Origin of the sequence: Vibrio sp. 1731 (assembly GCF_033339955.1) — a bacterium.
Taxonomy (GTDB): Bacteria; Pseudomonadota; Gammaproteobacteria; order Enterobacterales; family Vibrionaceae; genus Vibrio; species Vibrio alginolyticus.
In genome coordinates this window covers 1-1,342 of the sequence record NZ_JAWOVO010000089.1, presented here as the reverse complement: position 1 = coordinate 1,342, position 1,342 = coordinate 1, and the positions used below count along the sequence as shown (strand labels likewise).

2 protein-coding genes are annotated in these 1,342 nt (G+C 38.0%); both read left to right on the top strand.

From position 1 onward, the window contains the following. The first annotated feature begins 494 nt into the window (after positions 1-494). Entirely contained in the window at positions 495-806 is a 312-nt protein-coding gene (locus tag R7035_RS25370) for a hypothetical protein (protein WP_025634888.1), read from the top strand. Then, positions 715-1,275, top strand: coding sequence for a DUF1524 domain-containing protein (locus tag R7035_RS26240; protein WP_369292832.1), 561 nt, complete (start codon positions 715-717; stop codon positions 1,273-1,275). The genes R7035_RS25370 and R7035_RS26240 overlap by 92 nt, the downstream gene beginning before the upstream one ends. The last annotated feature ends 67 nt before the right edge of the window (positions 1,276-1,342 follow it).

Sequence of the window (1,342 nt, the reverse complement as noted above, 5' to 3'; positions counted from 1 at the left end):
ACCATTTGATCACATGACAAGATGTGCATCTACCTTAAATTTATGATTTTTATCAAAATCATTAGGGGATTCCTCAGGGCGAAATATCTCTATTTACCGCTTCTCTGCAACCTTTTATGTCTGAGTACAAGGGACAATTTTGCAGATGTTGGCCATGCTCATAATGATTCACCATGAATATGTAATCCCCCCTTTTACGTAGATACATTGTGGCTGGTGGTGATACACAGTGGCAATTGAGTACTGAATCAGAAAGACGGAGAATTTTTAATTTGGATTGGGCTTCTGGGCTTTTAATACGATTTTTAAGCAGCAAGGAAGGTTGTTCAAAAGTGTGATGTTCAGAGTCCAAATTTTTATCAGAACTAGATACAGTTATGTGCATGCGAACACCTATTAATAGAATGCAAAAATATACCACATTAGCTATGAGGCAATACCGCCTGTAAATCATTAAACGATGACAAATTAACTACAAAAGGCAAATATATAGTATGAGATATCTTCTAGTTACAGTTCATAATTATCCCAGGTTTTACAAAAGTGACGGTGAGATAGTTCACATTGATCTAAATTATGTGGATTCCAAAACTATTTCTTCATTAGATGAAAATGGAGATTTATTTCACGTTAAAGTATCTGGAAGTCCTCCGTGTGTTCGTGATATTTGGTTAATTGATTCGGTAGATGTGGCACTAGATACATTGGCTAGTTATGGGATCTATCCATTCAAGAATAAGGCCGCAGCAAGAGCGAATGCCAAAAGGCTTGGGCTTAGTGCATTCAAGTATATTGCTGTACCATAATAATCAATGGAAGTTTATGAAAACAATTTCTAAAGCTGTTCTTACAAGCATCTTATTGGTTTCTTTTGATGCTTATTCAACAGAGATATGGCGGGGTTTAATAGTCAAACCTGAGAATAGATGTTCTCCATACGATAAATCTCAACAATACAACTATTCTCAACGAGTAGAAGATCACATAGTAAGTAGTATGGGGGGATTGATATATGGCCCTTACACTGGCAGTTACTTTGAATCTGACCGATACACAGACATTGAGCATATAGTGTCAACAAGTGAAGCACATGATAGCGGAATGTGCTCACAATCCAGTGAAATGCGCATTCAATTTGCCAGTGATCTCCTGAATCTTACATTAGCTTCACCTACTGTAAACCGTTGTGGTGACAACGGTAAGTGTGGAAAGGACGCTGGAGAGTGGTTACCCCAAAAAAACAGATGCTGGTTTGCTAATAGAGTGGGGTTCTAGGGATTTTCCCCTCTAAAAAGACATAATCCTCTGTAGACCACACCAATAAATGGCTGCGGAGGTGGTT